Here is a 26,643-nt window from a genome sequence, read left to right as displayed (position 1 = left end):
GTACATGGCGGATATCCGCGATCTGTCGATTGTGCTTGATCGCATTGATCAGGCCATTATCGAAGTGCTGCGCCACGAAGGACGCATCACTTATCAAAAGCTTTCCGAGCGCGTGCACCTCACGCCCAGGCCGTGCCTGGAGCGGGTGCGCAAGCTCGAACAGCTCGGGGTTATCCGTGGCTACGGGGCCATTCTCGATGAAAAAAAACTGACGCCGGGCCTGTCGCTGCTGGTGTTGGTTGCGCTGTCGAACCAAAGCGGGCGGGCGGCGCAAAAGGCCTTTGAGGCCAAGGTTCGCGGTTGTCCGCAGGTGCTGGAATGCCGCTTGATCAGCGGCGCATTCGACTACAGTTTGCGCATGCGCTGCCGGGACATGGAGCATTATCGGGTGCTGACTGAAGTCTGGTTCGACGACCCGGAGTTGCACATCGACAAACTGGTCAGCCATCCGGAACTGGCGATGGTCAAGACCACGATGGAATAGGCGGCACCCGCAAGATCAAGGTAAAGGTCAAAAGATCGCAGCCTTCGGCAGCTCCTACGTGGACTGTGTTCACCGCAATTTTTGGGTTTGAACACCACCCCCGCAGAAGCTGCCGAAGGCTGCGATTTTTTGCTTTTCGACCCTCACCGAATCGGCTGGGCCAACCACGATTTTCAGCCGTTTCCATCACGTCACCGCCTCTTAACAACCGGGTTTTTTCATCGCCGAAACAGACAATGAGCACCTCTCAACCCTCATTGAATCTGTGCCCATGCAAACCACCAATACCGTTTTGATGATTCGCCCGACACGTTTCTCGTTCAATCAGGACACGGCGGCGAACAACCGTTTCCAGCGCCCGGCCGATGTGTCCGAGGACGTGCAGCTCAAGGCCTTGCAAGAGTTCGATGGCTACGTCGCCGCGCTGCGCAACCATGGCGTCGAAGTCCTGGTGCATAACGACCTCGAAGCCCCGCATACCCCCGATTCGATCTTCCCCAACAACTGGTGGAGCAGCCACCCCGACGGCACGTTGGTGCTGTACCCGATGCAAGGCCACAACCGCCGTCTGGAGCGCGACAAAGGCGTGCTCGACTGGCTGCGGGACGAATACCGTGTCGAGCAGTTGCTGGACCTTTCCAGCCTCGAACAGCAGGAAGTGTTCCTTGAAGGCACCGGCAGCATGGTGCTGGATCGACAGCAGCGGATTTGTTACGCCGGCTATTCCACCCGCACCCACGCTCGGGCGCTGGATCAACTGATCGACCATTTGGGTTACGAGCTGTGTGCCTTTAATGCGGTGGACCGTCAGGGCGTGGCGATTTATCACACCAACGTGATGATGAGTGTCGGCACGCGGCTGGCGATTGCCTGCCTGGCCTCCGTCACTCACCCAGCTGAACGCCTGGCCCTGCGCACGCGGCTTGAAGACAGCGGCAAGAAGGTCATTGCTCTGGACTGGGCGCAGCTGGAATCGTTCGCCGGCAACGTGCTGGAAGTCCACAACGCTGCGGGCGAACCCGTGCTGGTGATGTCGCGCACCGCCTGGCAATCGCTGGATGCCGATCAGCGTCGTTTGATCGAAGCCCACACCACGCCGCTGCCGGTGAACATCGACACCATCGAACGCATCGGCGGCGGCAGCGCCCGCTGCATGTTGGCCGAAGTCTTCCTATCTAAACGTCAATCAGAACGTCAGCCAAAAGCGGCCCAGGAGCAAGTGCAATGATCGTCCGTCCTGCAACACCGGCAGATTTGCCGGCACTGTTAGCCCTGGCCCATAGCGCCGGAACCGGTTTGACTACCTTGCCGGCCGATGCGGCGCGTTTGACCCAGCGTCTGGAATGGGCGGCGAAAACCTTTGCAGGCGAGGCCGAGCGTGGCGATGCCGACTACCTGTTTGTGCTGGAGAACGACCAGCAAGAAGCGGTCGGCATTTGTGCATTGGCGGGTGCCGTCGGTTTGCGCGAGCCCTGGTACAACTATCGGCTGGGCTTGTTTGTCGCCGCGTCGAAAAACCTCGGGATCAATCAGCAACTGCCGACGTTGTTCCTCGGCAATGACATGACCGGCCACTCGGAACTGTGTTCGCTGTTTTTGCATGCCGATCACCGCAGCGGTCTGAATGGCCGCTTGTTATCGAAGGCACGCTTCCTGTTTCTGGCGGAATTTCGTCAGCACTTCGGTGACAAGGTAATCGCGGAGATGCGCGGTTATTCGGACGAAGAGGGCGTTTCACCGTTCTGGGAAGGTCTGGGGCGGCACTTCTTCAAGATGAATTTCGCTGACGCCGACTACCTCACGGGCCTTGGCAACAAAACCTTCATCGCCGAACTGATGCCCAAGTTTCCGCTGCCGACCTGCCTGTTGCCCGAGGCAGCGCGAGCGGTTATCGGTCGCGTGCACCCCAACACCGAACCGGCACTGGGCATGCTCAAGGCAGAAGGGTTCGAGCATCGGGATTACATCGATATCTTTGACGGCGGGCCGCTGATCGAATGCGCCACTGGCGACATCCGCGCGGTGCGTGACAGTCAGGTGTTGCAACTGAGCATTGGTACGCCAGGAGAGCACGCGGCGACGTACCTGATTCACAACCGCCAGTTCGCCGAATGCCGGATTACCGCTGCTCCCGCTCGCGTTGCCGTAGGTACGTTGATTGTCGATGCGCAGACGGCGAAAACCTTGGGCTTGAGTGCCGGGTCGTCGGTGCGCGCGGTGAGCCTGGCGGTGCCTGCGCGGCAGCAGTCTGCGGCCTGACGCGGTTTTTGAACCCATCTTGAACTTGTGGCGAGGGGGCTTGCCCCCGTTGGGCTGCGAAGCAGCCCCAAAACCTGCTATCGGTTTTCTTCAGTAATACCGAGATCACCGAATTTGCGACTGCTGCGCAGCCGAACGGGGGCAAGCCCCCTCGCCACAGAGTGCGAGTGTTTTCAGGTTCTGCCGCTCAGCACTTCGCCGATGCTACGGCGCCTGGCATGCAACTCGCTGGCATGGATCAACTGCTCGAGGTCTTCGGGGGTGACGTCGTAGAAGGCCTCCATCTCGGCAAGGGCCAGTTTCAGATCCGCGGCAGTGATCGCCTGGCTGTCGGGGGCGGGCATCATCGGCGCCGGTTCAGCGGGACGTTTTGGGTAACCAATGCGCGTCAGATTGTTGTACGCCAGTGCGCTGAGCAGCATCGTCGAGCCACTGAGCATCACCGGGCCGAGGGCTTTCCACTCCAGGGCGATGGTCGCCGGGTCTGCCACCACCATAAGCAACGCCAAGGCACCGGCCGGTGGGTGCAAGCAACGCAACCAACACATCAGAATCAGCGCCATGCCCGCTGCGAGGCACGCGCTGCCGAGGGTGCGTCCGAGTACGTGAGCGACCAGCAACGAGACCACCCCGGCACTCAAGTAACCGCCAAGAATCGACCACGGCTGGGCGAGGGCGCCTGAGGACACAGCAAACAACAGCACCGCCGAGGCGCCCAGCGGCCCGATCAGATGCAGCGCCACGTCCATGCCGAACACTTGGCCGCAAAGCCAGACGCTCAACATCGTCCCCAGGAACATGCCGATGGCGGCGCGGCTCCATTCTGAAGGACGGGTATTGATGGCGGCAGGTAACCAGCGAGCAAACATGAGGCAAACGGTCCGTATAAAAATCGAGGCAAAAAAAAGGCTTAGCTGGGATACCCAGAAAGCCCTTGAAGTAGTTCCAACTATTGGGGGAGGAACGCCGCACAGTGTGCCGATCAATCCTGATGCTGACAAATTCATATTAATGCAGCTTCAGTGCATTATTTTTGCAGTATCGCCACCCGCCGACCGCTCATGAAGCACAGCAAACCGCCCATCGCCGTCAACCCACTCAGGGCATAGAACATGGTGGGTGCGGGCGTGTGCATCAGCAGGTAGCCACAGATCACCGGGCTCAGCGCGCCGCCGAGGGCCGCGAGGTTCTGCGCGCCGTAATAGCTGCCGCGCAGTTCTTCCGGGGCCAGGGTGTCGACGAAGAGGAATTCGGCCGGGTAAATGATCATTTCGCCGAGGGTGAAAATGAACATCGCCACGCACCAGCTCACCAGGCTGTCAGCCAGGCTGAAACCGATCAACCCGAGGATGAACAGGCTGGTGCCGCCAGCAATCCAGTAGCGCAGTTGTTCGCGTTTGAGGAACCGTCCGATCTGATATTGCAGCAGGATCACGCTGATGGCATTGCAGGCGAGCAGGGCAGCCATGGTTTCCAGGGCACGTTTGGTGTCTTGGGTGACCAGCAGGTATTGCGACAGGTACAGGGTGAAACGACCGTGCACCACGGTGCTGAGCAGGCAGCCGCAGGTGAACATGATCAGCGTGCGGTCGTTCTTCAGGGTGATCAGGGTTTTGAGGAAACTCTGGGGCTGGCCGATGGCGGGTGTCTGGGCCGGGTCTTTGGGAATTCCGCTCATCAGGAAAATACTGAAGAATGCGATGCCGCCGGCGATCAGGAATGGAGCCAGCGGCTGCACCCCGGCGATTACCACGCCGAGCATCGGGCCGGTGGCGTAGCCGATGTTGGTCAGCGTGTAGCGCAGCGAAAAGGCCTTGGCGCGCTGGCCCATAGGCAGGTTTTCGCTGAGGATCGCCTTGGACCCGATCAGGAACAGCGCCGAGGCGGTTTCGGTGATCACCAGGGTGGCGGTGGTCAGGTAGAGGTTTTCGGCGAAGGTCAGCAGCACGAAGCCGATGGCGCTGGAGAGCATGGCGAGGATCAGCAGCCGGCGTTTTTCGAGGCGGTCGATGATGTAGCCGCCGTAAAGGGCGAGCAGGGTGGCGATAAACACCGCGATACCGAGCAGCAGGCCGACGTCCTGTTGGTTGAGGCCGAGTTTGTTGCTCAGAAACAGGGTGAGCAACGGGCTGGTAATGGCGCGGCTGACGACGATGGTCAGCGAAACGATCATCAAGCGGCGAATAACGAGGGAGTAAGTGGCCACGGTGGGGCAAATGTCCTTATTCAGATTCTGTGGTGTTCGACGCGATACCGAGTTGCTGCCAATCGCGGGCAAGCCCGCTCCCACAGGATTTAGGTGATCCCTGTGGGAGCGGGCTTGCCCGCGATGAGGTCCGCACAGACAACGTCATACTCAAGCCAGCCACCGGTCAAGCGCCCGAACCGATTCCAGTTCTTCCAGCCGCCACAACTGCTCAAGCAACCCTTTCGCCTGCTCCTGCGGCATCACCCGCCCCGCCAGACTGAAGAACTTCTCCTCCAGTGCCTCATCACTCAGCGGATTCCCCGGCGCACCCAGCGGCACCTCAACGCACAGGCTTGCCAGCCGACCGTCCACGGTCTGCAGGCTGACCACAGGCTCGCCATCCTCCGACAGTAGCGGGTCGACTTCAAGGTGAATGCGCGACATCCAGTGAGCAATTCGCGGATGGTGGCGCTGTTCGTCGTCGTAGGCTTCCAACCGGCAATGACCATGGACCAGCCGGGCCGCGAGGGCATAGCGCAGGCTCATCTGCGCCGCCGGCAGGGTATTGATGTCCTGACCGCCACACATGTCCTTGAGGAATCCGCACAACGAAACCTGAACGCTCTCGACCTGATCCATGCTGACCTGCAATTGATCCAGCAACAGGCCCAATGCATCGATCGCCGAATGCGTCCCCCGGCATGCCGCGTAGGGTTTGATCGAGCAGCGGGCGAGTTTCCACACGCGGCCCAGTTCGGCATCCAGCGCCTCGGGCACGGCGGTATCCGCCGCGAGGGTCTTGAGAAAACCGCCCCAGACATCATCGAACAATTTTGTCGGCCCGGTGATGCCTTGTTGTGCAAACCGCGCTGCCAACAATCCACCTTCGGCGGCCCGACCGCTGTGGAGTTTTTTGCTTTGCGAGCCGTCATGAATGAAGGCCCAAAGACCGCCGCTGAAGCTGCCGGCGATGCCCAGCGCCGCCAGGGTTTGCTGGGCATCCAGCCCCAGAATCCGCGCACTGGCCGCCGCCGCACCAAACACCCCGCACGTCGCGGTGGAGTGCCAGCCGGCGCCGTTGTGGGCCGAATAACTGCCGCAGGCTTCAAGCACCCGGCGGCCGATTTCGTAGCCGATCACCACGGCGGTGATCAACTCGCGGCCGTTGACCGGCTTTACCGACATCGAGAGCGCTGCCATCACCGCCGGCAGCACCACCGCGCCGGAATGGTCGCAGCCGCCGGTGTCGTCCAGCTCCAGGGCATGCGCGGCGATGCCGTTGAGCATGGCGGCCTGCGCTGCACCGACGCGCTGACCGGTGCCCCAGACCAATGTGCTGCCGGCTTCACCCTCGAAAACCTGACGCGCCTGCTTCGCCACATCACTGCCAGCCCCGGCCAGGGTCACGCCGAAGGTGTCGAGGATATGTCGCCTGGCTTGCCCGACCAACGCGGGAGGTAAATCTTCGAAGCGAGTATCGACGCAGAACTGCGCCAACCGCTCCATCCGCATCACCCCATCGTAGGCGCTGCCGAAGGCTGCGATCTCTTGATCTTTCATACGCCGTAATCCCGATAATGACGTTCGTACACGGCCGCCGGATGATCCTCTGCCACGGGCGCTGCCGATTCAGCCCACCATTGAGCGACTTCGGCACCGGTGGCGATCCATACGTCGTCGTGTTGTTGAATGCTTTGCAGCAATTCGCGCAACACGCCGATCCGCCCGGGCGTGGCGATGATTTCCGGGTGCAGCCGCAGCACGTAACACAGCCCGAACCGGTGAAACCCGGCGAAGTCCATTTGCAGGTTGCCCAGGGTATGGCTGTAGGAAGCGATCCGCGATTGCGCGGGCGGCACCGCCGGGCTGAGGTTGAAGGCGAAGTAGGGTTCGTCTTCCAGTTCGTAGTGCAACGGCAGTTCGATCACCTCAGGCGCTGTCGGGTGAGCGAAGGGCAAATCATCGCCGCGCCATGACGAGTCCCAGCGGATGCCGTGCTCCCTTAATGCCTCGATGAAACCCGGCGCACCGTTACCGGCCGGGATACGAAAGCCTGTCGGACGCTGACCGGTCAGCGCGCTCAAGGCCGCGCAACCCTTGGCGATCTCGGCGCTTTGTTCGGCCAGCGTCAGGTTGTCGTAGTTCTGATGGCGATACCCGGCGCAGGCAATCTCATGCCCGCCGGCCAGGATCGCCTGGAGGTGCTGCGGGTTTTCCTCGGCGACGATGCCGGGGATGCACCAACTGCTGGAAACCCCCAGTTCTTCGAAAAGCCTGAGCAAACGCTCGACACCGCGTTGGGTGCCGTAGCGCCACACCGACAAAGTCTTGTCGCGCCCGGCGACTTCCGGCGCCTGGGTGAGGATGCCGTGGATGTCGTTGTAATCGACGGTCAGCACCACGGCGCAGCGGTAGCCGTTGGGCCAGACGATGGAATCAACCATGGTGATGCTCCTTCAGCCACCAGTGGGCGACGTCGCGGCAGGTGGCGAACCAGACGTCGTCGCGTTGGCGCATGTGTTCGAAGAGTTTTTCCAAGAGCAGGATGCGCCCCGGTTTGCCGGTGATCTTGGGGTGAAACAGGGTGGTCAGGCACAAGCCTTCATCCATGGCACCGTCGAATTCGCGGCACCAGTTATCGAGGGTCAGCGCGTAGCTGGCGGTGCGGTCCAGTCCCGACGGAAAGTCCGGCGCGCGGGTGTAGGCGAGGGAGGCGTAGTCGTCCATTTCCCAGCGACCGGGGATTTCCACCAGCGGCGTATCGAAGCCCGGCACGTTGACCAGGTAAGGCCGGTCATCGCCGCGCATGCTGCTGGAATAAATCACGCCGGCTTCCACCAGCATGGCCGGCGTTTCGGCTCGCCAGTCGCCGGACGGAGTGCGAAAACCTTCGGCGCGGATGTGTAGATGCTTCCAGAATATCTCGCGGGATTTGTGCATCACGTCCTTTTGCTGATCCAGCGTCAGGGCGTAAAAGGATTCGTGTTTGTAGCCGTGGTACGCCACCTCATGTCCGCGCTCGACGATTGCCTGGCACTGTTTCGGCCAGTTCTCCACGACCCAGGCCGGGACGAAGAATGTCGTCGGGATCCGAAATTCATCCAGCAAATCGAGAATCCGCGGCAGCGCCCGATAGGGGCCATAACCACCGAAACCGAAATACTCGGGCTTGCGCCAGATCGAGCCGTTGAGCATGGCATCACCGGTCGGGCCATCGAGATCGAAGGCCAGGGCGAGGCAGGCTGTGTGCTGATCGGGCCAGGTGGGTTGTGGTGAGGAGGACATTTGGTGCTCCAACTATTTAAAAGTAAACACCGAACCCTGTAGGAGCGAGGCTTGCCCGCGAAGAGGCCAGTACATTCAACATCTATGTCGCCTGACAGACCGCCTTCGCGGGCAAGCCTCGCTCCTACAGGTATTCGAGGTTGCCGCAGAATCCGGAACGACATCTGACCCCGTGGGAGCGGGCTTGCTCGCGAAGAGGCCGGCACATTCAACATCGATGTCATCTGACAGACCGCCATCGCGGGCAAGCCCGCTCCCACAGGTTTTTCGGTTGGCCACAAAATTGTGATCAACCCGGATCTAGTGTGGGAGCGGGCTTGCTCGCGAAGGGGCCAGTACATTCAACATCGATGTCATCTGACAGATCGCCTTCGCGGGCAAGTCGGATCGCCGCACCGCTCGCTCCTACGGGGCAAGCATTACTTGCCGGCGTTGATGGTCACTGTCTTGATTGCACCCAATTCCAGGTCCCACTTCTTCAGGATCGCCTGGTAGCTGCCGTCATCGACCATGCTCTGCATCGCCACTTTCACCGCTTCACTCAGCTCAGGCTTTTTCTTGCTTACACCCAGCCCGGTGAACTGTTTGGAAATCGGCAGGCCCACGGTTTTGTACATGTCCTTTTCCTGGGTCTTCAGGTACGGCAGGGTTTCGCTGCCCTGCATGGCCGCGTCGATACGGCTCTGACGCAGTTGCGCGCGGGCGTCGGCCGAGCCTTCGGTGCCGATCACGTTGATCGCAGGCTTGCCGGCGGCTTCGCAGTTGGCCTTGCTCCATTCGGCGATTTCCGCCGGGAACGTGGTGCGTCGGCTAGTGCCGACTTTCTTGCCGCACAGATCGATGATTTCGTTCGTGTCCTTGTTTTTCTGCAAGGTGTAGAACTGCGGGCCGCTGGTGAAGTAATCGACGAAGGTCACGCTGGCCTGACGCTCGGCGGTATCGGTCATGCCCGACATCACCATGTCGACGCGGTCGGTGGTCAGCGCGTTGATCATTTGCTCAAAGCCGGTTTCCTGCCATTTGATCTTCACGCCCAGCCGCTCGGCCAAGGCGTTGCCCAGGTCATAGTCCAGGCCTGTGAGGGTGTTGGTGGCCGGGTCCTTGAAATCCATTGGCGGGTAGTTGGGCATGATTGCCACAACGACCTCGCCCTTGTCCTTGATGCTGGCCGGTAGCTCGGCGGCCCAGGTGAAGCTGGAAGCCATAACGCCTGCGAGTACTGCTGGGATAACTATGTTCTTCATGGTCGTTCTCTTATGAGTGTTATTACGCAGCTCTTGGTTTCCGAGACTGGCGCTTAGGTTCGAACGGCAGAAATGAAGCTTTGGGTGCGTGGGTTTTGCGGACTTATTAGTATTTCTTCGGGGCTTCCAGCCTCCACGATCTGTCCTTCGTCCATGAACACCATGCGGTTGGAAACCTCGCGAGCGAAGCCCAGTTCATGGGTGACGACGATCATGGTCATGCCGGTCTGCGCCAGATCGCGCATCACCGACAGCACCTCACCGACCAGTTCCGGGTCGAGTGCCGAAGTGGGTTCATCGAACAGCATCAGCTTGGGGCGCATGGCCAAAGCACGGGCAATGGCGACACGTTGTTGCTGACCACCCGACAGTTCGATCGGGTAGCTGTTGCGCTTGTCGGCCAGGCCGACGCGAGCGAGCAATTCCAAGGCTTCTTCGTGCGCTTCTTTGGGCGAACGCTTGAGCACCTGGCATGGCCCTTCGATGATGTTTTGCAGCACAGTCATGTGCGGGAACAGGTTGAAACGCTGGAACACCATGCCGGTGGCCAGGCGCTGACGGGCGATCTGCGACTCGTTAAGTTCGTGCAGCTTGTTGCCGACGATGCGGTAACCCACCAGTTCGCCGTCGACCCACAGGCCGCCCTTGTCGATTTTTTCCAGCTGATTCACGCAGCGCAGCAGGGTGCTCTTGCCGGAGCCGGACGGGCCGATGATGCACAGCACTTCGCCTTGCTCGACTTCGATGTTGATGTCCTTGAGTGCGTGGAAATGGTCGTAGTACTTGTTCAGGCTCACGGCCTTGACGATGCTTCTCATGTGGGGCTCCTCAAGAACGCTTGCCGGCGCCGCGAGCGAAACGACGCTCCAGACGGCTTTGACCAAAGGACAGAACAGTGACGGTGGCCAGGTACCAGATACCGGCGACGATCAGCAGCTCCATCACGCGGGCGTTGGCGTAGTAGATGTTCTGGGCGTTGTAGAGCAGTTCCGAGTACTGGATGACGCTCGCCAGGGAGGTCATTTTCACCATGCCGATGAACTCGTTACCCACCGGCGGAATGATGATCCGCATGGCCTGGGGCAGGATGATCCGGCGCAAGGCTTGCAAGCGCGGCATGCCGATCGACTTGGCGGCTTCGTACTGCCCGGTGTCGACCGACAGCAGACCGGCGCGCACCACTTCGGCGGTGTAGGCGCCCTGGTTGATGCTCAAGCCGAGGAGGGCGGCCACAAACGGTGTCATCAGGCTCACGGTGTCCATTTCGAACAGGCCGGGGATGCCGATGGTGGGGAAAATCAGCGCCAGGTTGAACCACAGCAGCAGCTGCAGAATCAGCGGCGTACCGCGAAACAGCCAGGTGTAGGTCAGCGCCACATAGCGCAGGATCGGATTGGCTGACATGCGCATGATGGCGGTGATCACCCCGAACACAATGCCCAACGCCATCGCCAGCACCGCCATGACGATGGTGTTGAGCAAGCCCCACATAATTGCCTGAGAGGTGAGGAACTGGCCGATGTACGACCATTCGATCTTGCCTTCGGCGAAGGCCCGCACCAGGCCGACAATCGCAATTACGATTACCGTGGCGAAGAAAATCCGCCCGTAGTAACGCCGTGGCACATGCTGGTACTGGGTGATATCGAACTGGTTTTCCGCCAGTTTGCGCTCCGACTGGAGTCGTTCTGCCTGAGTCTGGCTCATGTTGGTTCTCCGTACTCTGATATTTCAGGTCAGCACAGTCCCTGTGGGAGCGGGCTTGCCCGCGATAGCGGACTGTCAGTCAACAAAAATGTGGATGTGATGGCCTCATCGCGGGCAAGCCCGCTCCCACAGGTTTTGTGCTCTGACTTAAAGGCGAAAGCCCTGATAGTTCTCGGTCCATTGCTGCTGCGCAGCCAGGGCGGTTTTCAGTCGGCCGATCTGCTCACGCACCTGTTGCGGCGCGGTGCCGCCCCAGCCACTGCGGGCGGCGATGGCGGCTTCGAGGGTCAGGCTGTCGCGCACTTCAGGCTTGAGGCGCGGATCGATCTCGGCCAGCAGCGCCGGGGACGCTTCCCACAATTCGATGTCATGCTTCTCACAGACCTGGACCAATGCGCCGGTGATTTCGTGTGCTTCCTTGAACGGCACACCGCGCACCGCCAGCCAGTCGGCCACTTCGGTAGCGAGGGTGAAACCCAGTGGTGCCTGACGACGCAACTCTTCGACGTTGACCTTCATGGTCGCGACCATTCCGGCCATGGCCGGCAACACCAGCAGCAGGGTGTCGACGCTGTCGAGCACGCCGTTCTTGTCTTCACTCAAGTCGCGGTTGTAGGACAGCGGCAGTGATTTGAGGGTCGACAGCAAACCAGTCAGGTTGCCGATCAGGCGCCCAGCCTTGCCCCGGGCCAGTTCAGCGATGTCCGGGTTTTTCTTCTGCGGCATGATCGAACTGCCGGTGGCGTAGGCATCGTCCAGCGCGACCCAGCGAAATTGCCGCGAGGACCACAGGCAGAATTCTTCGGCGAGGCGGGAAATGTTGATCCCCAGCATGCTGGCGATAAACAGGAACTCGGCAACGTGATCGCGGCTGGCCACGGCGTCGATGGAGTTTTCGCACACGCCGCTGTAGCCCATTTCCTTGGCCGACTGCTGCGGCAGGCGAGCGATGGCGGAACCGGCCATGGCCGCCGCACCGAGTGGCGACAGCGAGGTGCGCACATCCCAATCCACCAGGCGCTGCACGTCACGCAGCATCGATTGGGCGTGGGCCAGCAAGTGGTGAGCGAAGACGATCGGCTGGGCCTGTTGCAGATGGGTGAAACCGGGGCAGATGCTCTCGATGTGTTGCTCGGCCTGATCCACCAGCGCTTGTTGCAGGGCCAGCACTTCAACGGCCAGGGTGCGCACGTGATCACGCAAGAACAGGCGCAGGTCGTTGGCGGTCTGGTCGTTGCGCGAACGGCCGGCGCGCAGTTTGCCGCCCAGTGCGCCGAGGCGCTCGGTCAGCAGGCGCTCGATGAAGGTGTGGACGTCTTCATCGTCCAGCGTCGGCGCGATGCTGCCGGCACGGAAGTCATCACCGATACGCTCCAGGGCGTCGAGCATGGTCTGGGTTTCCTGCTCGCTCAGAAGCCCGGCGCGCTGCAATTCCCGGGCATGCGCCTTGGAACCGGCGAGGTCGTACGGGGTGAGGCGAAAGTAGCGCTCGGGGCAACGGGACAGGGCCGCCAGGGCTTCGGATGGGCCGCTCTTGAAGCGGGCACCCCAGAGACGGTCGGTGGTTTGAGACATTGTTGTTTTCCTCGTCGTAGAGCGAATTGAAATCGGTATGCCGAGCCCGAAACACCGGCCGAAAATCATTCGGGTGTGGTTCGGCTCAATCAATATTCAAGGGCAGGGGAAAAGCGCAGTTGCTAAATGGCGAGAGCTGATCGAAGTGTCAGCTTTTAATAGTTCGAAATCAGTGAGTTGGCACTGATCGGCGGGATTTATTAACGGTTGCCAAGCCTTGTTTTCTGTGTTCATTATTATTAGCCAGCACTGTTTTTGTTGTTGGACACAGATTGTTGAATAGGGCGCCAGAGGTAAATAAGCATTATGGAAACCCCACTTTCCAATTCCGGAAACCCGCCGCCAAAATCGGTACATCGGGCACCGCTGGCCCTCAGCGGTCTGGACTTCAAACTGCTCAAAGTATTCAAGGCTGTGGTCGAGGCTGGCGGCTTCAGTGCAGCGCAGAATGAGTTGAATGTGGGCCTGGCGGCCATCAGCAAACAGATCTCCGACCTCGAGATTCGCATCGGCATGCGCCTGTGCACCCGAGGGCGGGAAGGTTTTCACCTGACCGAAGAAGGCCGTCTGGTGTACCAGGCGTCGATCGATTTGTTTGCCTCCGTCGATAACTTTCGTGACCGGCTTAGTTCAGCTCAGAATGAACTTATTGGCGACCTCGGAGTGGGTGTTATTGATAATACGATCACGGACGCTAATTCGCCGTTAGTTGCGGCGCTTAGAAAAATAAATGAAGAGTCGCCAAAAGTAAGGTTTCAACTTCAAGCGTCTCAGTTAGATGAGGTAGAAAGAGGCGTAGTCGAAGGGCGGTTAGTCGCCGGGATCGTGCCGGTTTATCAGAAAAGAGAAGAGTTCGATTACTTCCCGCTTTATGAAGAGCGCTCGTACGTGTATTGCGCCGTTGGCCATCCACTGTTCGCGCTACCGGAGGCGGACATGGGTAGCAACGTGCTGCTGGATTACGAGTGCATCAACCACCGCTATGCGATCCATCGAGACAAACTGGATTTTGCCCGCTACGACAGCTTTTCCGCCTCGGCGACCCAGGTCGAAGCCGTGGCGCTGCTGGTCAAGACCGGCCGTTTTGTAGGTTTTTTGCCCGAGCATTACGCGGCAACCCTGGTGGCTCAGGGAAAGTTTCGGGCGGTGCGGCCGGACCTGATCAACATCGTCACGCCGTTCAATCTGATCCTGCGCCACAACACTGTGCGCAGTCCGTTGGTGAAGGCGTTTGCCCAGGCGCTGGGTGTGGATTTGAAGGCGACGGTTTGATGTCAATGTGGCTAACAATAACTAGCGGACAATACATGCCTATGTAGGAGCTGCCGAAGGCTGCGATCTTTTGATCTTGCTCTTTTGCAACCTTGAAGCCGCCAAAAGATCGCAGCCTTTGGCAGCTCCTACAGTCGCCAACAGGTCCGGCCCAAACTACGGTTTCAAATGCAGCAACACGAAATCGTTTTTATCGAAACGTCCGCTCAACACCGGTTGCAGGGCCCCGAGCGAAGTCCCTTGCAAGGCCTTATAGTCGCTTCGATCCATCATCAACCAAGCCGGCGCCGAGAGGGCTTCCAGTTCCTGAATCGATTCGGTGAATACCGGTTGCAAATCCTGCTCGATATTGACCATGAACTTGATTGCCTTGGCGTCCTTGCCCATGCCGTGCAGCACCAGCGGCGCCGGGTCTTTCTGAACCTCTGCAAACGCGGCTTGGCTGAAGGTTTGCGTGTCGTAAAGCTGACGTTCGACCGGTTCAAACACGAGGATGTAAACCGACCACAGTGCCAGGACCGCGCAACCGGCCAGTACTTCGGCCCGCCAATGAGATCGGAACCACACCACCAACGCGATGATTTGCAACGCGGCAAGCCCGATCAGTACCGGCACAAAAGCCGTGGGTTGCGTGGGCAGGCGCCGCTGAGCAACCAGCAATGCGACGATCAATAGCCCCGGAATCAGCAACCACAGCCCTTGCATCAAGGTCCGCAACCAGCCGAACACCCGACCCTGGGCCACCTGAAACGGGTACGCCGCAATGATCGCCGCCATGGGCAGCATCGGCAGCAGGTAACGGGCCTTTTTCGCTTGCGGAATCGACAAGCCAATCATCACGATCAACCCGGCGGCCGTGCAGTACTGCAACAGACGTAATGCGGGACCGGCCTGCCGTGGATTCGTCAGCCAGACCGCTGCCAATACCAGCAGCGCCAACGGATAGGCGAGCGCATAGTTGCCTAACGAAGCGGTGAAGTAATAAAGCGAACCACTGACACCTTCACTGCCGTCCATGCGCCCCATGAACTGCATGTGCACCACGTCCTGCATGAAGGCCGGTCCGCCGCTGGTTTCGGCAAGCCACAGCAGCACCCCGACACACACCGCCAGCGCCACGGCTGCCGCCAAACCGAAACCGAATAACCGCGACCATTGGCGATTGATCAGGTAGTAGCTGCACAACATGCCGGTGGGAATCACCAGCCCGATCGGCCCGCGAATCCCGAAGCCCAACAGCAACAATGCCAGGATCAACGGCCACCGACGGGGCATAGCGAAATGATCGGCGGCATACCCCAGGTAGAACACCGAAAAGGCGACGGCCGCGAGCATCAGGTCCTGGGACACGGCACGGGTTTCAGTGACAAACGTACTGGTCAGCAACATCAGCGCGATGCTCAGCAGCGCCCAGCGTATGGAGCAGGGTGCAAGCAGCCGGTACATCAATGTGACGATCACCGCCGCGCCGATGGCGCTCGGCAACCAGGCGCTGAGGCTGTTGACCTGCCCGAACGGCAGGGACAACAGCCAGATGAACAACGTCGACAGCGCCGAGTAATCGGCATAGGGCTGGCCGTAGGTGGTCGGGAAAAACGACGGCCCGTGGCGCAGCATTTCCTGGGCGAACAGCACGAACCGCGAATCGAAACCGATCGCCGTTTGCTGATAAGCCCCGGCGATGAACAGCATCAGCGTCAGCAGCCCGATACCCAGGGACTGCCGACGAATGCCGGGCGATACCGTATTCACGCGACGACTGAGGCCGCTGGCCATTGCTGAAGGGGAATCGGCAGCTTGCGCGATTCACCGCGGCCCATCGGGAAGTACAGGAAGCCGCTGCGGGCCAGGCGCTCGGCGTCGTACAGGTTACGCCCGTCGAAAATCACCGGTGCATTCAGACGCTGCTGGATCAGATCGAAGTCCGGCGCCTTGAACTGCTGCCATTCGGTGCAGATGATCAGTGCGTGGGCCCCGGTAAGAACCGATTCTGGTGTGCCCATGAGCATCAGCCTGGATTCGTCCGGGTAAAGGTGCTGGGTTTCCTGCATGGCTTCCGGGTCGAACGCCCGCACATGAGCCCCGGCGGCCCATAGCGATTCCAGCAGCACCCGACTCGGCGCATCACGCATGTCGTCGGTGTTGGGCTTGAAGGCCAGGCCCCACACGGCGAAGGTCTTGCCGCGTAAATCGCCCTTGTAGAAGGCGTTGATGCGTTCGAACAGTTTGTGTTTCTGCCGCTCGTTGATGGCTTCCACCGCTTGCAGCAGGTCGCTGTTGCAATGGGCTTCTTCGGCACTGTGAATCAGCGCGCGCATGTCCTTGGGGAAACACGAGCCGCCATAACCGCAGCCAGGATAGATAAAGTGGTAACCGATGCGCGAATCGGCGCCGATGCCCAGTCGTACCGATTCGATATCGGCGCCCAGGTGTTCGGCCAGCTCGGCGATCTGGTTGATGAAACTGATCTTGGTCGCCAGCATGCAGTTGGCGGCGTATTTGGTCAGCTCGGCGCTGCGCAGGTCCATGAACATGATGCGGTCATGGTTGCGGTTGAACGGGGCGTAGAGGTCGCGCATCACATCGCGCACCTCATCGCGTTCACAGCCGATGATGATGCGGTCCGGGCGCCGGCAGTCGGCCACCGCCGAACCTTCTTTCAAAAATTCCGGGTTGGAAACGATATCGAACTGCAACTGCCGACCGGCCTGGAGCAGGGACTTTTCAATGTGGGCGCGCAGCGTATCGCCCGTGCCCACCGGTACCGTGGATTTCTCCACCAGAATCACCGGTTGTTCGCGGTGACGCGCCACCGCTTCACCCACGGACAACACGTATTGCAGATCCGCCGAACCGTCCTCCCGCGACGGCGTGCCGACGGCGATGAACAGCACCTGGCCATGTTGCACCGCGAATTTTTCGTCCGAGGTGAACTGCAGCCGCTTGGCTTCCAGGCTTTCGCGCACCAGGCTGGCCAACCCCGGTTCGAAGATGCTGACGTGGCCTTGTTGCAGCAACGCAACCTTCTTCTCGTCAATGTCCATGCACACCACGTCGTGGCCAACTTCAGCCAGGACGGCGGCCTGCACCAGACCAACATAACCGCTACCAAATACACTGATTTTCATGATGCACTCCTAAGTTCGGGCGCGCGAGCAGGTCGAGAATTAATCGTGATAACACCGAGGATGACCAGCGCCACTCCCAGGGTTTTTGAAAGACTGAAGGTTTCGTTGAACAGCGGCAGGCTGGCGGCCAGCACATACACCAGCGCGTAGCTGATGCTCAGCAGCGAATAAGCCCGGCCCAGGGGCAGATCCCGCAGGGCGGCGAGCCAGGTGACCATCGAGACGGCATAGGCGAGGATGGCGGCCAGCACGACGGCCACGGCGGACACATCGACGCTGCCGTCGCTCAAGGATGCCAGCCATTGTTCGGGATGTGGCAAGCGGGTCATGCTCCAACGCATGCCCAACTGCGCGGCGGTGCCCAGCAGCACGCTGCCCAGGGCGTAGACGATTCCGCGACACAGGCTCATGCGTGTTGCCCCAGCAGCGCCACGCCACCGATCACCAGCGCCACACCCAACCAGTGACGGCGGTCGATGACTTCGTGAAAGACGAAACGGGCGACCAGTGTGATCAGCACGAAATTCAGGCTGAGCATGGGATAGGCGATACCGACTTCGAGGCGCTGCAACACCAGCAGCCAGACCAGCAAGCCCAACCCCAGAGAGGCGAGCGCCAGCCACAGCCACGGCGAACGCAGTTTCTCGCCCCAGCCCGAGGCCTTGCCGCGCCAGCTTTCCACGGCGTACTTCTGGGCGATCTGGCCCAGGCAGGTCAGCAGGCAGGCGGCCAAAACGAGCAGCAGGCTCATGACGCCCCCTGAGGGAAGATCAGAATCACCAGGTTGCCTTGCTCATAACGTTTGCCATCCTTGGGCAGTCGTTCGATTTCTTGCAGCTCGCCATCGCCCTTGACCCGCATTACCACGCCGACCGAACCACTCTGGCGGGCTGCGCGCATCCACTGTTGCACGTCATTGAGGTCGACCCGCTGCTGCATGCCGTCAGGATAGGCGAGGCCATATTTCAATTCGCCTATCGTGTTGTATAACGCCACCTCGGGGCGTTTCAGGCGCCAGGCCAGGGCTGAAGCGGCGCCCAGATCGTTGCTCAACAGCTTGCCGGTCTGCGCCAGTTCCTCGGCGTGCTCGAGGATGAACTGGTCAGGCATCTTGTTCGCCACCACCGAGTCGGGCATCCCGGCCGGCAGCACACCGATCAGCAGCAAACTGCCGAAGGCCGGTGCCGCCCAGCATTGCAACGGGCGGAACGCTTGCAGCAGGTTGGCCATGATCCAGCCGATCAAGCCGATGAACACCAGAACGAGGTTGTGCAGTTCATGGTTGTACAGCGGTTTTTTCAGTTGCAGATAGATCAGCGCAATCAGGGTGATCAGGCCCAGCGTCAGGTTCAACAGGCCATTGATCCCCAGTACCCGGCCCTGGTCCAGTTTCAGACGGTCGGCCAGTGCATGGCCCAGCAACAGTGCCAGGGGCAGCAGGCAGGGCATGATGTAGGTCGGCAGCTTGCCGTTGCTCAGGCTGAAAAACAGCAAGGGCATCAGCAACCACAGCAGCAGGAAAGCGATGTTGGCCTGACGCCGGGTCTGCCAGGCCTGTTTCAGCGCCGATGGTAGCAGCGCAGCCCATGGCAGACTGAACCCCACCAGCAACGGCAGGTAGAACCACCATGGCGCATCGTGTTGGGCGTCATCCCCGGCGAAACGGCGAATGTGTTCGTGCCAGAAGAAGAACCGCCAGTAATCGGGTTCCTGCGTGTGCACCGCCAAGGCCCACGGCAGGCTCACCGCGATGGCCACGGCAATCGCCACCGGGCCGTAAGTCAGCAATTCGCGCCAGCGTTTCTGCCAGAGCACCCAGGGCAGGGCGATCAGCACCGGCAGCAGCCAGGCGAGGAACCCCTTGGTCATGAAGCCCATGCCGCAGGCCAGCCCCAGCACCGCCCAACCGAGCAGACGCCGGCTTCGGCTGACGCTGTCCAGCGCAAACCACAAAGCCACCAGGCTCAGGTTGACCCAGAAGGTGAATTGCGGATCAAGGTTGGCGTAACCCGCCTGGCCAGCAACCACCGTGAAGCTCATGTACAGCAGCGCGCAGGCGAAGCTCTTGCGCGGCTCGTTCCACAGCCGTCGGGCGATCAGATAACACAGCAACACGCTCAGCCCGGTGCTCAGCACCGAGGCGATGCGCACACCAAACAGGTTGTCGCCAAACAGCGCCTGGCCAATGGCGATCATCCAGTAGCCGGCCACGGGCTTTTCGAAGTAACGCAGGCTCATGAAGTGCGGTGACACCCAGTTGCCGCTCAGGAGCATGTCCTGGCTGATCTGGGCGTAACGGGTTTCGTCGGGAATCCATAAACCGTGGGTGCCTAGCGGCAGCAAGTACGCCAGCGCCAAGACGACCAGCAAAAACGGCAGTGCCCAGCGCTTGCTCATGCGCCTTGTACCCCCAGCCAGCCTTCACGGCCCTCGAGGGTGCCGCGTACAACCCGGCCCTTCGGCAAGATGACGGGGGCTTCGGGTAGTAAATTGCCCAAGGGTTGGAAATGAATGTCCTGCCGGCGCGCATCGGCCAGCAGTTGACGGAAATTGTTGGCCATCAGAATCCCTTCTACTTCGGCATGGATCGTGTAGACGTTGAGTGTTTGCGGGGTGAACCGCTCAAGAATGAAGGCGTTGAAGTCTTTGGCTGCGACGGTCGGGCCGACCACCTCATCGAAGGTCGGCAGGTCCACTGGAATTTGTGGTGTACCCGGACTTCCATCGGCCAGTGTCGGCTGGAACAGGTGCTGGCCTCGACAATCGCTGTTGTAGCGAAAGCCGAAACCCTGCTTGGCCTCAATCACGCGCTCGTCCGCCCGCCAACCGGCAGACGCCGAGCACTCGACTTTTTGCCCGAGAATGTCACTGAGGCTGTCGACGCCACGGCGAATCTGTTCGATCAACTGCGCCTGGCTCCAGCGTCCGGCATTGGCCTGCCAGCCATGGTGATCCCAGGCGTGCAGGCCGACTTCATGCCCGGCCGCCAGGGTCTGGCGCATCAGGTACCCGAGGTCGCGACCGATCGGTTTGCCCGGCCACGCGGTGCCGGCCAGCAAAATGTCCCAGCCATACAGGCCGGCGGCGTTGGAACGCAGCATCTTCCAGAGGAACTGCGGGCGGATCAGGCGCCATAGGTGGCGCCCCATGTTGTCCGGCCCGACGCTGAAGAAAAACGTCGCCTTGACCTGCGCTTCATCGAGCAATTCCAGTAGCCGCGGCACCCCTTCACGGGTGCCTCGGTAAGTGTCGACATCGATTCGAAGGCCGGCCTGCATCAACGTTTTTTGTCCGCGATTTCGAGCATGGCTTCACGCAGGAAGAAGTCCAGTGTGTTGCCGATGGTCTCGGTCATCTCCACCGTGGGTGCCCAGTCAAGCAGACGCTTGGCGTTGGCGATGCTCGGTTTGCGATGAGACACGTCCTGGTAGCCGGTGCCGTAGAAGGCCTTGCTTTCGATGTCGCGGAAACCGGCGAATGGCGGGAAGTTGTCGCGCAACGGGTGAGCCTCGAACTGACGCAGCAGTTCTTCGCCCAACTGCCGAATACTGGCTTCGTTATCCGGGTTGCCAATGTTGATGATCTGGCCGTTGCAGGCGTCGTTGTCGTTGTCGATGATCCGCGCCAGGGCTTCGACGCCATCGGCGATGTCGGTGAAGCAGCGCTTTTGTTCGCCACCGTCGAACAGACGGATCGGCGTGCCTTCTACCAGGTTCAGGATCAATTGGGTGATGGCCCGGGAACTGCCGATGCGTGCCGAGTCCAGACGGTCCAGGCGTGGTCCCATCCAGTTGAAAGGGCGGAACAGGGTGAAGTTCAGGCCTTTCTGGCCGTAAGCCCAGATCACCCGGTCAAGCAGTTGCTTGGAGATCGAGTAGATCCAGCGTTGCTTGTTGATCGGCCCGACCACCAGGTTGGAGCTGTCCTCGTCGAAGTTGGCGTCCTGGCACATGCCATAGACTTCCGAAGTCGAGGGGAAGATCACGCGCTTGTTGTACTTGACGCAGTAGCGAACCAGTTTCAGGTTCTCTTCGAAATCCAGTTCGAACACTCGCAGCGGATTGCGGGTGTATTCGATCGGCGTGGCAATCGCCACCAGCGGCAGGACCACGTCGCATTTCTTGATGTGGTATTCGATCCACTCGGAGTGGATGCTGATATCGCCTTCGACGAAGTGGAAATTCGGGTGGCTGCGCAGCCGCTCGATAGCGTCCGAGCCGATGTCCAGGCCGTACACTTCATACCGGTCGTCACGCAGCAGGCGTTCGGACAGGTGATTGCCGATGAAACCGTTGACGCCGAGGATCAGTACCCGGGTGCGACGCGGTGCACGGCCCGATTCAGCGCCACGCAGCACCGAACCATCGACCAGTCCCAGTTCGTTGGCCAGTTGCGGACCGCTCAGGTACAGGCCGTTGTCGTTACGCTGGCCGGCGTTGATTACCAGCGAGTCTTCGCCGCAAGCAATGCGTAGCGGATCGACGCTGATGACCCGGCCCGGTGCCTGGCCTTCATTGCCCTTGACGACGTCGGCGTTCCAGACAATCAGCTTGTGCTCGCCCACGGCGCAGAAGGCGCCCGGGTAAGGCTGGGTCACGGCGCGGACCAGATTGAACAGCTCTTCAGCCGGTTTGTTCCAGAGCAGTTTGCCGTCCGCCGGGGTGCGACGGCCAAACACCGTGGCTTTGGATTCGTCCTGTGGGGTTTCGCTGGTTTTGCCCTGAAGCAGCGCGGGGAGGGTGTCGCGCAGCAGATCGGTGGCCGCCAGGCGCAATTTACCGTGCAAGGTCAGCGCGGTATCGGTGCGCTCGATCGCCACCCGTTGCTGGGCGATGATCGCGCCGGCATCGGCACGCTTGACCATGCGGTGCAGGGTCACGCCGGTTTCCGTTTCACCGTTGACCAGCACCCAGTTGGCCGGTGCCCGGCCACGGTAAAGAGGCAGCAACGAGCCGTGCAGGTTGAATGCGCCTTTACTGGCCGTGGCCAACAGCGGTTCGCTCAACAGATTGCGGTAGTAGAACGAGAAGAGGTAATCGGGGTTGAGCTTGCTGATGCGCTCAATCCACAGCGGGTGGTTGGCGTCTTCCGGGGCGTGCACCGGGATGCCTTTGCGGGCGCACAGTTGCGCAACCGAGCCATAGAACGCATTTTCCTTCGGGTCATCGGGATGGGTGAACACGGCTGCAATCTCGAAACCGCTGGCAAGCAGGGTTTCGATGCCGGCACAGCCAATATCGTGATAAGCGAAGACAACAGCTTTTGCACTCATGAGAGAACCTGATCTGAAGAAGTGGAAGTGAGACCGTCAACGGTGACAACGGGAGCAGGAGCAGAGGGGGTGCTACGCAAAACCTTTTCGATAAAGAACCGTGGACGTGCCCGGACGTCGCTGTACATGCGGCCCAGGTACTCGCCCAACAGGCCCATGCCAATGAATTGCCCACCGGTGAAAACGAACAGCACGGCGAACAGGACGAACGTACCGCCGCCAGCCCAACCGGCACCGAAAACCAGGCGCAGCACAACCAACGCGATGGCGAACAGCACGCCGAGGCCGGCCATGCCGAAGCCGACGATGCTCAGTAATCGCAGCGGTGTGGTGGTCATGCAGGTGATCAGGTCGAACATCAGGTTGATCAGGCGCATCGGGCTGTATTTGGATTCGCCGTGTTCACGCTCGGCGTGGGTCACCAGGATTTCGGTGGTGTGTCGGGCGAAGCTGTTGGCCAGAATCGGGATGAAGGTGCTGCGTTCGCGGCAGGCGAGCATGGCGTCGACAATGGTCCGGCGATAGGCGCGCAACATGCAGCCGTAGTCGCTCATGGCAACTCCGGTGGAGCGTTGCACGGCCAGGTTGATCAGTTTCGACGGCCAGCGGCGCAAGGCCGAGTCCTGACGATTGTTGCGCACCGTGGCGACCACGTCGTAGCCCAGTTCGGCCTGAGCCACCAGCCGCGGGATTTCTTCCGGCGGGTTCTGCAGGTCCGCGTCAAGGGTGATGACCACATCCCCCTTGCACTGTTCGAAACCGGCCATGATCGCCGCGTGCTGGCCGTAGTTGCGGTTGAGAATGACCGCCACCACCGGGCTGCACTCGCGACTGGCAGCGTCCTCGAGGATTTGCGCCGAGTTGTCGCGACTGCCGTCATCGACCAACACGATTTCGTAATCGTGGTGCAGTTGCTGGCACGCCGCTTCGGTGCGTCGGAGCAACTCGGGGAGGCTGTCTTGCTCGTTGTAGACCGGAATGACGATTGATACGCAACGGATCGGATAAGGTTTCACAGGCTTCTGTCCAGTGTTTTTTCAATGGCGCCGACGACACGATCGACATCATCGGTGGTCATGTCGGGGAACAACGGGATCGAACACAGCCGCGCCGAATTCCATTCGGTGTTGGGCAGGTAGATGTTGGGGAAACGTTGGCGGTAGTAGGTGTGCAGGTGAGTGGCGATGAAGTGAATGCCGGTGCCGATGTTCTGTTCCTGCAGGGCTTTCATGAACGCCTCGCGGTCCAGCCCGCAACGTTCGGTGTCGATACGCAGAATGAACAGGTGCCAGGCGTGCTGCTGCGCGTACGCCGGAACGGCCAGCGGTTGCACCGGCAAGCCTTCCAGGCGTTGCAAATAGGTCTGGGCCAGCTCCGTGCGCTTGGCATTGATCTCGTCCAGTCGTTCCAGCTGCACCAGGGCGATGGCCGCGTTGATGTCGGCCAGGTTGTACTTGAAGCCAGGCTCCATCACTTGGGCCTGAGGTTTTCGGCCGTGAGTCAGGCGGTCGTAGGCATCCACGCCAAGACCATGAAACTTGAGCATGCGCACCCGAGTGGCCAGCGCTTCATCGTCGCTGACGAACATCGCACCCTCGGCGCAGGTCATGTTCTTGATTGCGTGGAACGAGAAGATCGCCGTGCCTTGGGCGCCGACATGACGACCTTTGTAGAAAGTGCCCGCCGCATGCGCCGCGTCTTCGATGACAGCGATGCCATGTTTGTCGGCCAGCGCGTAGAGCGGATCGAGGTCGAACGCCGCGCCGGCGTAATGCACTGGAATGACTGCCTTGGTACGAGGCGTGATCGCCGCTTCGATGCTTGCCAGGTCGCTCATCAATGTGTCGCGGTCAACGTCGACGAAAACCGGCGTCGCGCCGAGCAGGCAGATCATGTTGGCGGTCGATACCCAGGTCTGGGACGGTGTGATGACCTCGTCGCCGGGACCAATTCCCAATGCCAGTAATGTGATGTGCATGCCGCCGGTGGCTGAAGACAATGCGACGGCATGGCGACAGCCGACATAGTTGGCGAAGTGCTCTTCCAGTTGCTGGTTTTTCGGCCCGGTGGTAATCCAGCCGGAGCGCAGTACTTGCTCTACGGCGGCAATTTCTTCGTCGCCGATACTGGGGCGAGAGAAGGGGAGAAACGCCTGACTCATGGGTACCTCGGAGCTGAAAAGTGAATAGCCTTGAAGCTAAAAACAGTGGATCCAATGTCAGCGTAGACGCTAAAACAAAAGCTGCATCAAGCAGTTGCCAGAAATTTGTGACAAATCACATTGATTGACTTTTCCTGCCGAGGCCGGCAGGTTGGGTGTTCGCAGGGAGTGACCCTCGACCCATTGAGGTTAAGCGCGATTTTGTGAAAGGAACATGAAAAACCGGTAGTTGAATCGTTTATCTGAAGCTCATACAGCCACTGTTCAGACTTCTGCCGCTTATCGCGCTTTTCATAGGAAAAGACTTACAGAAGTGTCCGCGTTAAAGGACTTGTGTTGCATTCCTTAGTTGTTTTGTTGAACTTTATTCATTTCAAGGCCGTTTCATTGATTGACTTACCTGCAACTGAATCCATCGCTTCAAAAGCCAACCCGTTAACCCTGTATCTGGCGCGCCTGGCACCGTCCAGCCAGCTGACCATGCGCTATGTGTTGCAGGACGCCGCCGACCGTCTGGACTTCGAAGACGTGAACATCGAAGAGATTCCCTGGCACGAGCTGCAACCCGAGGACGTCGTTGCACTGGTGGCGACCTTGCGCGAAGACGGCTACGCGCCCAACACCTCGTCGCTGTACGTAAACGCGGTGCGCGGGGTGATGAACGAAGCGTGGCGCATGAGCCTGATCAGTCAGGAGCACTTGCTGAAAATGCGTTCGGTCAAAGGCATTGCCGGCACGCGACTGTCCCAGGGGCGCAACCTCAAGCGCACCTTGATCCGCGATCTGATGGAGGTTTGCGCCGCCGATCCACGGCCACAAGGGCTACGGGATGCGGCAATCATCGGGATTCTGTACGGTTCGGGAATGCGCAAATCGGAATCGGTGAATCTGGACCTGGCCCAGGTGGATTTCACCGAGCGCAGCCTGTGCGTCACCGCCAAGGGCAACAAACAGCTGATCAAGTACGCGCCAGCCTGGGCCTTCGCCAAACTGGACGCATGGCTGGAGTTGCGGCGTTCGCTGCTAAAGGAGGGCGAGACGGACGATCCGTTCCTGTTCAACCGCATCCGCCGTGGCAGCCACATTACCCGCGAGCGCATCACCAAGCATGCGATCTATTACATTGCCCGGCAACGCGGTGCGCAGGTGGGGGTAAAAATCATGCCGCACGATTTCCGGCGGTCGTTCATTACTCGAGTGATTGAAGAGCACGACCTGTCGATCGCGCAGAAACTGGCCCACCACAGCAACATCCAGACCACCGCCAATTACGATGTGCGCGACGACAATGAACGCCGTCGGGCGGTTGATCGCTTCGATTTGTGAGCCGCTATCAGGACGCCGAAGGGCTAATGCCGGTAAGTCAAGAAATTTGAGCGACGAAAATCCTGTGGGAGCGTGGCTTGCCCGCGAAGAATGCACCGCGGTTTTTCAGGTACTACGCGTCATCGTTCTTCGCGGGCAAGCCACGCTCCCACAGGTTCGGCGTCTTAACTTACCGGCATTACGCCGAAGGGCAGCCTTTTTGTGAGCCGATCGCCTGACTGATCAGCGCAGCTAACCGTTTCACATTGTTCTGATGAGCGACCACCAGGTCATCGATGCTCGCACCGGAAGGGGTCTGCAACGTGCTGCGGCAAGTGACCAGCGTGTTATCGCCGGCGCCGAGACTGCGCAGGCGCCATTTGGCGTCGATCAGCGCATATTGACCGGGAATCGAATCGAAGCGCTGCACGTCCAGACGCAACGACACTCTGCGTTGCAGATTGCTGTTGACCAGTTGATCGACCAGGGCGCTGCGCAATTCATCTACCAGCGTTGCGGCCCACCATTCGGTTTCGAGGATTGCCACGCCACTGCTGCCCTGGCGAATGACAATCTGCGGGCGGTCGACCTGGGGCGGCACCGTGATGCTTTCGATCTGGATCTCCGCGCTGCTGCTTGCGCCACTCAGTTGGGCCGGGGTCAGGGTGTGGAACTGAATCGGATCGCTGCGGCAAGCGGTGAGCAACAACAACGCGGTGACCAGCGTGATCTTCAGCGAAAAAGTCATGGATGTTGCTCCTGT

General features: G+C 60.2%; 24 protein-coding genes. 5 read left to right on the top strand and 19 right to left on the bottom strand.

What is annotated here, in order from left to right; genetic code table 11:
* The first annotated feature begins 4 nt into the window (after nucleotides 1-4).
* From AB7M22_RS12045 to astA, 3 genes are all read left to right on the top strand, one after another.
* On the top strand, nucleotides 5-484 hold the full coding sequence (locus AB7M22_RS12045; protein WP_007900194.1) for an Lrp/AsnC family transcriptional regulator: 480 nt from the start codon (nucleotides 5-7) through the stop codon (nucleotides 482-484).
* A 271-nt stretch (nucleotides 485-755) separates the two neighbouring features.
* Nucleotides 756-1,712, top strand: coding sequence for a citrulline utilization hydrolase CtlX (ctlX, locus tag AB7M22_RS12040; protein ID WP_454186450.1), 957 nt, complete (start codon nucleotides 756-758; stop codon nucleotides 1,710-1,712).
* Nucleotides 1,709-2,743 carry an arginine N-succinyltransferase gene (gene astA, locus AB7M22_RS12035; RefSeq protein WP_454186449.1) on the top strand — a complete coding sequence of 345 codons (1,035 nt, stop codon included), beginning with the start codon at nucleotides 1,709-1,711 and terminating at the stop codon, nucleotides 2,741-2,743. The genes ctlX and astA overlap by 4 nt, the downstream gene beginning before the upstream one ends.
* Nucleotides 2,744-2,916: 173 nt before the next feature.
* Here astA and AB7M22_RS12030 read toward each other — a convergent pair whose 3' ends face one another.
* The 9 genes from AB7M22_RS12030 to argH form a co-directional block, all read right to left on the bottom strand.
* Entirely contained in the window at nucleotides 2,917-3,612 is a 696-nt protein-coding gene (locus tag AB7M22_RS12030; protein WP_454186448.1) for an HPP family protein, read from the bottom strand.
* Between the two features lie 158 nt (nucleotides 3,613-3,770).
* Nucleotides 3,771-4,949 (bottom strand): MFS transporter, encoded by a 1,179-nt coding sequence (locus AB7M22_RS12025; RefSeq protein WP_454186447.1) that lies wholly within the window; start codon nucleotides 4,947-4,949, stop codon nucleotides 3,771-3,773.
* 150 nt (nucleotides 4,950-5,099) lie between these two features.
* Complete coding sequence (locus AB7M22_RS12020) at nucleotides 5,100-6,491, bottom strand: MmgE/PrpD family protein (RefSeq protein ID WP_454186446.1); 1,392 nt, start codon at nucleotides 6,489-6,491, stop codon at nucleotides 5,100-5,102.
* Nucleotides 6,488-7,375 (bottom strand): polysaccharide deacetylase family protein, encoded by an 888-nt coding sequence (locus tag AB7M22_RS12015; protein WP_454186445.1) that lies wholly within the window; start codon nucleotides 7,373-7,375, stop codon nucleotides 6,488-6,490. The genes AB7M22_RS12020 and AB7M22_RS12015 overlap by 4 nt, the downstream gene beginning before the upstream one ends.
* Nucleotides 7,368-8,216, bottom strand: a complete 849-nt coding sequence (locus tag AB7M22_RS12010) for a polysaccharide deacetylase family protein (protein WP_454186444.1) — start codon at nucleotides 8,214-8,216, stop codon at nucleotides 7,368-7,370. The genes AB7M22_RS12015 and AB7M22_RS12010 overlap by 8 nt, the downstream gene beginning before the upstream one ends.
* A gap of 419 nt (nucleotides 8,217-8,635) precedes the next feature.
* Nucleotides 8,636-9,460 (bottom strand): ABC transporter substrate-binding protein, encoded by an 825-nt coding sequence (locus AB7M22_RS12005; RefSeq protein WP_008015000.1) that lies wholly within the window; start codon nucleotides 9,458-9,460, stop codon nucleotides 8,636-8,638.
* Nucleotides 9,461-9,513: 53 nt separating this feature from the next.
* Entirely contained in the window at nucleotides 9,514-10,278 is a 765-nt protein-coding gene (locus tag AB7M22_RS12000) for an amino acid ABC transporter ATP-binding protein (protein WP_007900205.1), read from the bottom strand.
* A gap of 10 nt (nucleotides 10,279-10,288) precedes the next feature.
* Nucleotides 10,289-11,167 (bottom strand): amino acid ABC transporter permease, encoded by an 879-nt coding sequence (locus AB7M22_RS11995; protein ID WP_008015001.1) that lies wholly within the window; start codon nucleotides 11,165-11,167, stop codon nucleotides 10,289-10,291.
* Nucleotides 11,168-11,314: 147 nt separating this feature from the next.
* Entirely contained in the window at nucleotides 11,315-12,742 is a 1,428-nt protein-coding gene (gene argH / locus AB7M22_RS11990; RefSeq protein ID WP_454186443.1) for an argininosuccinate lyase, read from the bottom strand.
* 306 nt (nucleotides 12,743-13,048) lie between these two features.
* Between argH and AB7M22_RS11985 the strand changes: the two genes are divergently transcribed.
* Entirely contained in the window at nucleotides 13,049-14,014 is a 966-nt protein-coding gene (locus AB7M22_RS11985; RefSeq protein WP_454186442.1) for a LysR family transcriptional regulator, read from the top strand.
* 156 nt (nucleotides 14,015-14,170) lie between these two features.
* Here the strand turns inward: AB7M22_RS11985 and AB7M22_RS11980 are convergent, their stop codons facing one another.
* Genes AB7M22_RS11980 through arnB form a run of 9 tightly spaced genes read right to left on the bottom strand, consistent with a single transcriptional unit; the run spans nucleotide 14,171 to nucleotide 24,575 of the window.
* On the bottom strand, nucleotides 14,171-15,790 hold the full coding sequence (locus AB7M22_RS11980) for an ArnT family glycosyltransferase (RefSeq protein WP_454186441.1): 1,620 nt from the start codon (nucleotides 15,788-15,790) through the stop codon (nucleotides 14,171-14,173).
* Entirely contained in the window at nucleotides 15,763-17,142 is a 1,380-nt protein-coding gene (locus AB7M22_RS11975; protein WP_454186440.1) for a UDP-glucose dehydrogenase family protein, read from the bottom strand. The genes AB7M22_RS11980 and AB7M22_RS11975 overlap by 28 nt, the downstream gene beginning before the upstream one ends.
* Nucleotides 17,139-17,552 (bottom strand): 4-amino-4-deoxy-L-arabinose-phosphoundecaprenol flippase subunit ArnF, encoded by a 414-nt coding sequence (gene arnF, locus AB7M22_RS11970; RefSeq protein WP_454186439.1) that lies wholly within the window; start codon nucleotides 17,550-17,552, stop codon nucleotides 17,139-17,141. Before arnF ends, AB7M22_RS11975 begins: the two co-directional genes overlap by 4 nt.
* Nucleotides 17,549-17,893 (bottom strand): 4-amino-4-deoxy-L-arabinose-phosphoundecaprenol flippase subunit ArnE, encoded by a 345-nt coding sequence (gene arnE, locus AB7M22_RS11965; protein ID WP_454186438.1) that lies wholly within the window; start codon nucleotides 17,891-17,893, stop codon nucleotides 17,549-17,551. The genes arnF and arnE overlap by 4 nt, the downstream gene beginning before the upstream one ends.
* Nucleotides 17,890-19,539: a lipid IV(A) 4-amino-4-deoxy-L-arabinosyltransferase gene (gene arnT / locus AB7M22_RS11960; protein ID WP_454186437.1), complete on the bottom strand. Its 1,650-nt coding sequence runs from the start codon at nucleotides 19,537-19,539 to the stop codon at nucleotides 17,890-17,892. Before arnT ends, arnE begins: the two co-directional genes overlap by 4 nt.
* Complete coding sequence (arnD, locus tag AB7M22_RS11955) at nucleotides 19,536-20,420, bottom strand: 4-deoxy-4-formamido-L-arabinose-phosphoundecaprenol deformylase (protein ID WP_454186436.1); 885 nt, start codon at nucleotides 20,418-20,420, stop codon at nucleotides 19,536-19,538. The genes arnT and arnD overlap by 4 nt, the downstream gene beginning before the upstream one ends.
* Nucleotides 20,420-22,414 (bottom strand): bifunctional UDP-4-amino-4-deoxy-L-arabinose formyltransferase/UDP-glucuronic acid oxidase ArnA, encoded by a 1,995-nt coding sequence (gene arnA, locus AB7M22_RS11950; protein WP_454186435.1) that lies wholly within the window; start codon nucleotides 22,412-22,414, stop codon nucleotides 20,420-20,422. Before arnA ends, arnD begins: the two co-directional genes overlap by 1 nt.
* Nucleotides 22,411-23,430, bottom strand: coding sequence for an undecaprenyl-phosphate 4-deoxy-4-formamido-L-arabinose transferase (gene arnC, locus AB7M22_RS11945; RefSeq protein WP_454186434.1), 1,020 nt, complete (start codon nucleotides 23,428-23,430; stop codon nucleotides 22,411-22,413). The genes arnA and arnC overlap by 4 nt, the downstream gene beginning before the upstream one ends.
* Complete coding sequence (arnB, locus tag AB7M22_RS11940) at nucleotides 23,427-24,575, bottom strand: UDP-4-amino-4-deoxy-L-arabinose aminotransferase (RefSeq protein ID WP_454186433.1); 1,149 nt, start codon at nucleotides 24,573-24,575, stop codon at nucleotides 23,427-23,429. The genes arnC and arnB overlap by 4 nt, the downstream gene beginning before the upstream one ends.
* A 387-nt stretch (nucleotides 24,576-24,962) precedes the next feature.
* Between arnB and AB7M22_RS11935 the strand changes: the two genes are divergently transcribed.
* Nucleotides 24,963-25,901 (top strand): site-specific integrase, encoded by a 939-nt coding sequence (locus AB7M22_RS11935; RefSeq protein WP_454186432.1) that lies wholly within the window; start codon nucleotides 24,963-24,965, stop codon nucleotides 25,899-25,901.
* Nucleotides 25,902-26,079: 178 nt separating this feature from the next.
* Here AB7M22_RS11935 and AB7M22_RS11930 read toward each other — a convergent pair whose 3' ends face one another.
* Nucleotides 26,080-26,628, bottom strand: a complete 549-nt coding sequence (locus AB7M22_RS11930) for a PqiC family protein (RefSeq protein WP_454186431.1) — start codon at nucleotides 26,626-26,628, stop codon at nucleotides 26,080-26,082.
* Nucleotides 26,629-26,643 lie beyond the last annotated feature (15 nt).

It is taken from the genome of Pseudomonas sp. ADAK2 TE3594 (assembly GCF_053628675.1).
Note: the sequence above shows the minus strand (reverse complement) of the source record. Positions and strands in the feature narration are given on the sequence as shown.

What these genes read in the sequence shown, in the direction of transcription:
- AB7M22_RS11995 (WP_008015001.1), bottom strand. Translation starts at nt 11,167, where the DNA reads ATGAGCCAGACTCAGGCAGAACGACTCCAGTCGGAGCGCAAACTGGCG.
- argH (WP_454186443.1), bottom strand. Translation starts at nt 12,742, where the DNA reads ATGTCTCAAACCACCGACCGTCTCTGGGGTGCCCGCTTCAAGAGCGGC.
- AB7M22_RS12015 (WP_454186445.1), bottom strand. Translation starts at nt 7,375, where the DNA reads ATGGTTGATTCCATCGTCTGGCCCAACGGCTACCGCTGCGCCGTGGTG.
- AB7M22_RS12030 (WP_454186448.1), bottom strand. Translation starts at nt 3,612, where the DNA reads ATGTTTGCTCGCTGGTTACCTGCCGCCATCAATACCCGTCCTTCAGAA.
- ctlX (WP_454186450.1), top strand. Translation starts at nt 756, where the DNA reads ATGCAAACCACCAATACCGTTTTGATGATTCGCCCGACACGTTTCTCG.
- arnT (WP_454186437.1), bottom strand. Translation starts at nt 19,539, where the DNA reads ATGAGCAAGCGCTGGGCACTGCCGTTTTTGCTGGTCGTCTTGGCGCTG.
- arnD (WP_454186436.1), bottom strand. Translation starts at nt 20,420, where the DNA reads ATGCAGGCCGGCCTTCGAATCGATGTCGACACTTACCGAGGCACCCGT.
- AB7M22_RS11980 (WP_454186441.1), bottom strand. Translation starts at nt 15,790, where the DNA reads ATGGCCAGCGGCCTCAGTCGTCGCGTGAATACGGTATCGCCCGGCATT.
- arnE (WP_454186438.1), bottom strand. Translation starts at nt 17,893, where the DNA reads ATGAGCCTGCTGCTCGTTTTGGCCGCCTGCCTGCTGACCTGCCTGGGC.
- astA (WP_454186449.1), top strand. Translation starts at nt 1,709, where the DNA reads ATGATCGTCCGTCCTGCAACACCGGCAGATTTGCCGGCACTGTTAGCC.
- AB7M22_RS11975 (WP_454186440.1), bottom strand. Translation starts at nt 17,142, where the DNA reads ATGAAAATCAGTGTATTTGGTAGCGGTTATGTTGGTCTGGTGCAGGCC.
- arnF (WP_454186439.1), bottom strand. Translation starts at nt 17,552, where the DNA reads ATGAGCCTGTGTCGCGGAATCGTCTACGCCCTGGGCAGCGTGCTGCTG.
- arnA (WP_454186435.1), bottom strand. Translation starts at nt 22,414, where the DNA reads ATGAGTGCAAAAGCTGTTGTCTTCGCTTATCACGATATTGGCTGTGCC.
- AB7M22_RS12020 (WP_454186446.1), bottom strand. Translation starts at nt 6,491, where the DNA reads ATGAAAGATCAAGAGATCGCAGCCTTCGGCAGCGCCTACGATGGGGTG.
- AB7M22_RS12000 (WP_007900205.1), bottom strand. Translation starts at nt 10,278, where the DNA reads ATGAGAAGCATCGTCAAGGCCGTGAGCCTGAACAAGTACTACGACCAT.
- AB7M22_RS12010 (WP_454186444.1), bottom strand. Translation starts at nt 8,216, where the DNA reads ATGTCCTCCTCACCACAACCCACCTGGCCCGATCAGCACACAGCCTGC.
- AB7M22_RS12005 (WP_008015000.1), bottom strand. Translation starts at nt 9,460, where the DNA reads ATGAAGAACATAGTTATCCCAGCAGTACTCGCAGGCGTTATGGCTTCC.
- AB7M22_RS11985 (WP_454186442.1), top strand. Translation starts at nt 13,049, where the DNA reads ATGGAAACCCCACTTTCCAATTCCGGAAACCCGCCGCCAAAATCGGTA.
- AB7M22_RS11930 (WP_454186431.1), bottom strand. Translation starts at nt 26,628, where the DNA reads ATGACTTTTTCGCTGAAGATCACGCTGGTCACCGCGTTGTTGTTGCTC.
- arnB (WP_454186433.1), bottom strand. Translation starts at nt 24,575, where the DNA reads ATGAGTCAGGCGTTTCTCCCCTTCTCTCGCCCCAGTATCGGCGACGAA.
- AB7M22_RS12045 (WP_007900194.1), top strand. Translation starts at nt 5, where the DNA reads ATGGCGGATATCCGCGATCTGTCGATTGTGCTTGATCGCATTGATCAG.